At 62.5% G+C, this 6,019-nt stretch carries 5 protein-coding genes; all 5 read right to left on the reverse strand.

Going from position 1 to position 6,019, the window contains the following annotated elements; all coding sequences use genetic code 11:
• Positions 1–168: 168 nt before the first annotated feature.
• On the reverse strand, positions 169–651 hold the full coding sequence (locus ACILSI_RS26455) for a DUF3368 domain-containing protein (protein WP_395724932.1): 483 nt from the start codon (positions 649–651) through the stop codon (positions 169–171).
• Positions 632–910 (reverse strand): UPF0175 family protein, encoded by a 279-nt coding sequence (locus ACILSI_RS26460; RefSeq protein ID WP_395724933.1) that lies wholly within the window; start codon positions 908–910, stop codon positions 632–634. Before ACILSI_RS26460 ends, ACILSI_RS26455 begins: the two co-directional genes overlap by 20 nt.
• A 325-nt stretch (positions 911–1,235) precedes the next feature.
• Positions 1,236–2,642, reverse strand: coding sequence for a DUF1501 domain-containing protein (locus tag ACILSI_RS26465; protein WP_395724934.1), 1,407 nt, complete (start codon positions 2,640–2,642; stop codon positions 1,236–1,238).
• 29 nt (positions 2,643–2,671) lie between these two features.
• Positions 2,672–4,243, reverse strand: a complete 1,572-nt coding sequence (locus ACILSI_RS26470) for a LamG-like jellyroll fold domain-containing protein (RefSeq protein ID WP_395724935.1) — start codon at positions 4,241–4,243, stop codon at positions 2,672–2,674.
• A gap of 7 nt (positions 4,244–4,250) precedes the next feature.
• Positions 4,251–6,019 (reverse strand): DUF1549 and DUF1553 domain-containing protein (locus tag ACILSI_RS26475; protein ID WP_395724936.1); only part of this gene is annotated, 1,769 nt, incomplete at its 5' end.

Genomic DNA, 6,019 nt, shown 5'->3' on the forward strand with positions numbered 1-6,019 from the left:
GTGCTGAGCTTGCGGGAGCTGCTAAAGGCGATGAAGCCGTGAGGCAGCCTTTGATCCTGCAGATGGATTCCCGGCTGCTGCCACGCTCACGAGCCAGGGCGGACGTTGCTCAAACCCATCGCTTCCCGGAGTGCCTGCAAGTGCTTCATTTCTGAACGAGCCCTATGATCACTCACCCGCGAGGTGAACCGCCTTAGCAGCCAAGGCTGGGGCGATCCACATGCCGCGTTTCTCCAGAGCGGCGATGGCTGCACTCACGGATGGCAGCAGGCCCGCTTGTTTGGCTTGAAGCAGGATGCCAAGCGTGCCTGTCACTTGGAGGCCGAGGGTTTGGGCGATCCGCCGAGCTTTGAGGTCGTCAAGGATGACAGCATCGTGCGCTTCATCCAACGCGGTCTGGATGACCGCAGCCTCGCCCATGTCGATCTGCGCTGAAAGCAGGGGATGGACGGCCACACGATGGGAGCGATGGTGGATGCCTGGAAGGGATTGGATTTCCTGCCATGTCGCATCTTTGGCATGACCGGCGGCGAGTTCCTGGCCGACTTCCCAGGGGACGATGACTTCCCCAATCAATCCTGCCAGCGAACCCAGCCCTCCCGGCAAAACGGCGTGGAGATGAATCGCGGGGCTAGTGTTGATGACGGTCATGCAGGGTGCGGGCGACGTTCAAGTCACTCTCCAACTCGTCCTCACTCGTCTGCAAGGCGGAGACGCCCCAACGACCGAGTTCATAAAGGAAATGCACTCGGGGCATGTCGGCGAGATCGGCGGCTTGGCCGGAACTGAGCCTGCCTGTGTCAAAGAGCTTCACCGCCATCGCCATGCGTGCTTCGCGCGCAAACTCGCCTTCGGAAACGTGTAGGGAACCGAGAAGCGATTCGGGGTATGGGATGCTCAGAGTCTTCATGGTTGGAGTGTATGGCACCCGAAAGGCGGAGGCAAGGTGGAGATTGGCACCTTTCATCGGTGGTGAGTCGTCCGGCGTCGCCCATGGCAAGATGAATGACGCAAGTGCCGACAAGTTTTCTACTGATGCCACGCTCGCGAGCCAGCGTGGACGTTGCTCAAACCCATCGCTTCCCGGAGTGCCTGCAAGCGCCTCGGCAGACAGCCTGGCAAGCTGATTTGAAAGGCGTGAAGCGCATGAATTGGGGGAGTCTTGGAGTCATGGGCGCGGGGGGAACTGGCGAAGGCTTCTCCGCCATCGTTTGTCGTGTGTCGTGGCAAGCCGCTCACGCCAGGATCTCCCGCACCACTTCGCCATAGACATCGGTGAGGCGGAAATCGCGACCGAGATGGCGCCAGGTGAGGCGTTCGTGATCGAGGCCGAGCAGGTGCAGGATGGTGGCGTGGAGGTCGTGCAGGTGGACCTTGCCGGAGACGGGGCGGAAGCCGAACTCGTCGGTCTCGCCATGCATGAGGCCGCCACGCACGCCGCCGCCGGCCATCCAGGCGCAGAAGCTCTCGGGCTGATGCTCGCGGCCATGTTTTTCGATAGGCGCGGTGCGACTGAGGTCCTGGCTCCAGGGGGTGCGACCAAACTCGCCGCTCCAGACCACAAGAGTGTCATCTAGCAGGCCGCGTGATTTCAGATCGCGGATCAAACCGGCGCACGGGAGGTCGCTGGCGGCGCAGCTCTTCGGCAGAGCGCCGCGGATGTCTCCGTGGTGATCCCAGCCGTCCATGGTGACCTGCACGAAGCGCACACCGGCCTCGCTGAGACGACGGGCGAGCAAGCAGGCGCGGCCGTTTTTGTCGGTCGTCATTTCGCCGATGCCGTAGAGCTTTTTCGTGGCCTCGGTTTCCTTCGAGAGATCGACCAGATCCGGCGTGGCGGTCTGCATGCGAAAGGCGGTTTCCAGGCTGTGGATCATGCCCTCCATGCGGGCATCCGTGTCATTTTGCGCCAGCAGTCGGCGGTTCATGCGCTGGATGAAATCAAAGCGCCGCCGCTGGGAGGCGTCATCGGTCGCTGGATCAGTGAGGAAGGCGATGGCGGGATCACTCACCTTCGCGGGCAGCGTGACGGGCGTGCCCTGATGCGCAGCGGGCAGGAAGGAGGCGCTGTAGTTCCGCGTGTCGATGCCGGGATGGATGGTGAGAAAGGCGGGCAGGTTTTGGTTTTCGGTGCCGAGGCCGTAGCTGACCCAGGAACCGAGCGAGGGCCGCGCCTCGGCGATGGCTCCGGTGTGCATCTGGAGCAACGCGGGGCCGTGCTGGTTGTTGTCCGCATGCACGGCACGCAGCAGGCAAAGCTCATCGGCGATGGCGGCGGTGTGCGGCAGCAGATCGGAAATCGTGACACCGGACTGACCGCGAGGCCGCACCGGGATGTCGGTGCCGAGAGCGAGGAGTCCTGCTGTGCTGTCGTGACGATGCTGCTCCGGCAGCGGGGCCTTCACGGACTTACCGTGTCGTTGCTGGATGAGCGGCTTTGGATCAAAGAGGTCCATCTGCGAGGGACCGCCGGACATGAAGAGGAAGATGACACGCTTCGCCCGTGGCTGGAGCATCGGAGCGCGCACCGCGAGTGGATTGGTTGCCGCGTTCAGCAGACCATGCAGGGCCATCGCGCCAAAGCCCGCGCTGGTTTGGCGCAACCAGGCGCGGCGGGTGGTGGTGAAGGGTGAGGGAATCATGGGGATCAGTCGGAGGTGGATTGGGGTGGTCACTTGTACGGTTTTTTCGCGGCTTCTGCTTCGATCTCCGTTTCCGTGAGCACGCGACGATGAATCTGCAGGTCTCGAAGCTGGCCATTGAAGGGGCCGTTCATGCCGGTGCCGAGGCGTAGGGGCGCTGTGCTATCGAGATTCCATGTGGCGGCATCGAATCCAGTGCTCTCGGCGACTTGCTTGCCATCCACATGCAGCGTGAGTCGATCTGCGGTCTTCACTGCGGCGATGTGATGCCAGCCGGAGGGCAGCGAGTGATCCCAGGAGACCTGACGACCATGCCGCGCGGCCCAGACTTTGCCGGAGGGCAGCGTGGCGCAGAAGACCTCACCCGCGTGCTCTGCCATGGTCCATGCTCGGCGGTATTTCACATCGGGCGTGTGATCGAGACGCTGCCAGAGCGTCCATTTGCCATCGCCATCGTAGGCATGGACTTCGGCGAGCGGCAGCGTGCCGCCGATGAAGCGACCGTTGTGGACCATCATGCCCATGACCTCCATTTCCTGACCGAGACGCCCGATGTCCGTCCAGCGGGCCACGTCTTCAAAACGATACACGCGAGCACTCGGCCACATGGCGACATGCAGTCGGCCCTCGTAGCTGGTGAAGGCATAGGTCTGCGTGTCATCGCCGATCTGTCCGCAGTCCGTCCACGTTTTGCCATCGAAACGATACACCCGGCCACCATCATAGCTCGTGGCGTAGAGGAAGCCGTCATGCGCCGTGAGCGAGACGACGCGCTTCGGTCCCAGCTCGCCCGTCTTCAGGTCCGGCCCGATGGCATCCGGCATCCTTGTCCACTGCGTGCCGCCTTCATAGCGGAAAAAACCCGCCGGTTTGTAGAGTGACGAGGCATAGAGCCGCCCCTGAAACACCACGAGTCCACCGACGGCCTCCGTGTCTGGCAACTGCCCACAGTCCGCCCACGTCGAGCCGCCTTCATAACGAAAGACGCGTCCGCCGAGCGTGGTGTTTGGCGACTCCGGCAGACTTGAGCCCGCCACGCGATACTTGCCCGTGCCCGCGTAGAGGGTGCCCTCGAATGCCGCGAGCGCGGTGACGGAATTGCTGCCGTCGAGGCGGCCACAGTCGATCCATGTTTCGCTACCTGCGTAGCGATAGACCCGGCCCATCGCCCCCGCATCCGGCTCGCAAGTGCCTGCATAGAGCGCACCCTCATGCGTCGCCATGGCAAAGGCGAACAAGGCCTGTCCAGGACGTCCGCAGTCACGCCACGCACTGGGTTTGTCATCATCAATGCCGAACTGCAAATGCCGCCAGTTCGCCACGCTGGAGGTCACGCCTGGATTGCTCTTGAGCGTGAGATGAAAGCCGCGCCGCTTCTTCGGATCGTATTGGCTCAGCAAATCGCCGGTGACGTGATCCGTGGCATCTGCCCGGGCCCACACGCTGATGGAAAAATCACCGGTGCCGAGTTTTGGCGTCTTTTCGGCTGGAACAACGAGTGGTTCTTCAATGCGCGGCCAGTTGTGAACTGCGGTCTCCGCGCTGTGAGCTTCCGTGAGAGAGAAGGCCGATAGTGTGACAAGGATAAGTGCGGGTTTCATAATCGGATCAAAAGCGGAGAAGAAACTCGTTTGTGCCGAAGAGGGCGCGGGCCAGCTCGGTCCAGGCTTGGCTTTCACCGGCGGCTTTGGAGGCTTGCAGAAAGGTGAGCGCTTCTTCACGCTCGGCGGCGGTGATGGGGCGGTTCAAGACACGCAGCCATAGCCTTGCGAGGCGGGCCGAGTCGTCTGCTTGGATGGCAAGGAGGGTCTTCGCGAGATCTTCGCCACGCTCGCGGATGAGATCGGCATTGAGCAGGTAGAGCGACTGCGTGGGCACGGTGGTCTCGCTGCGCTTGCTGGTGAACTGCGCAGGCTGCGGGAAGTCGAATACATCACGCAGCCGGGCTGTGCCGGGCTGCGTGCCGGTGCGCACCACGGGCAGATACAGCGTGCGCTCCACCGCCTGGGACTCGCGCTCTTTTTTGAGGCTGAACTGCGGGTGACCGTCCTGCTTCTCCTTCAGCGGCAGTCCGGTGATGTTCTCCGGGAACTCCAACGGCAGTCCCGGCCCTCCAGACGGCGCTGCAAGTCGTCCGCTCGCCACCAGCATCGCATCGCGGATGGACTCGGCATCGAGCCGCTGGCGGTTCATGCGCGAGAGCAGCTTGTTCTCGGGATCCTTTCCTCCCACAGATTCAAGGAGGCCCACAGATTGGGATTCATTTGATTTTAAATCTGTGGGCCTCCCTGAATCTGTGGGAAAACCATCACTGGAAAGTCGGTAGGTGCGGCTGAGGGCGAGCTTGCGGATGAGCTTTTTCTGCGACCAGCCTTCCTTCATGAAGCGATGCGCGAGGTGATCGAGCAGCTCGGGATGGCTCGGCGTATCACCGCGCGTGCCGAAGTAGTCCACGCTGCGCACCAACCCCTCTCCGAAGAGCTTCTGCCAGACGCGGTTTACCGCAATGCGCGCGGTGAGCGGGTGGCGAGCATCCGCGATCCAATCAGCCAGTTGCAGGCGACCGCTTTGCCCGGCGGGAATCTTCGGCTGCGGACCCCACATCGCCACACGCACCAGACCGCGCGGGATGGTGTCACCCAGCGCATACGGATTGCCTCGGATGGTCACGCGCATGTCGGCGGGCTTTTCCGCATCCTGCACGGCGATGGCTTGTGGTTTGCCGGGATGAAAATACTCGCCGTGACCGATGCGGAGTTCGAGCGCCGTGATTTCCTTCTTCAACTCGTCGAGGCGCTTTTTGCCCGCCGCATCCGGTTTGTCACCAAGGGCTTTCGACTCGGCCTCCAGCTTCTGTTTTTCCTGCCGCCAGCCCGCCAGCTTCTGCTCGTGCGAGCGGGCGACTGCCCGGTCCTCCTCCAACTCCGGCAGCGGCACGCGCTGGATATTGCTCCAGATGCCGTGGCGGGTTTTGAACGTCGTCTTCGTGCTGCGGAACATGCCCGCGAGCGCGTAGTAGTCCTGCTGGCCAATGGCGTCGAACTTGTGATCATGGCAGCGCACGCAGCCCAGCGTCATGCCGAGGAAGGCGGTGCCCACCTTGCTCACCTGACTGTCCACGAAGTCGTGCTCCATCTTGAGCTTGTCGATGGCGTTGATGTCCACATCTCCCAGCACGATGAAACCGGTCGCGATGAGGTTTTCTCGGCGCTCTTGCGGCGAGGCGGCAGGTAGCAGATCGCCCGCGAGTTGCTCGCGGATGAACCGGTCGAAGGGTTTGTCCTGGTGAAAGGACTCCACGAGGTAGTCGCGATACCGCCACGCATGCTCCGCAAAAACTTTGCCCTCCGTGCCAATCTGCTCGGCATAGCCCACGA

This window comes from Prosthecobacter sp., from assembly GCF_044232965.1.
GTDB lineage: Bacteria > Verrucomicrobiota > Verrucomicrobiia > Verrucomicrobiales > Verrucomicrobiaceae > Prosthecobacter.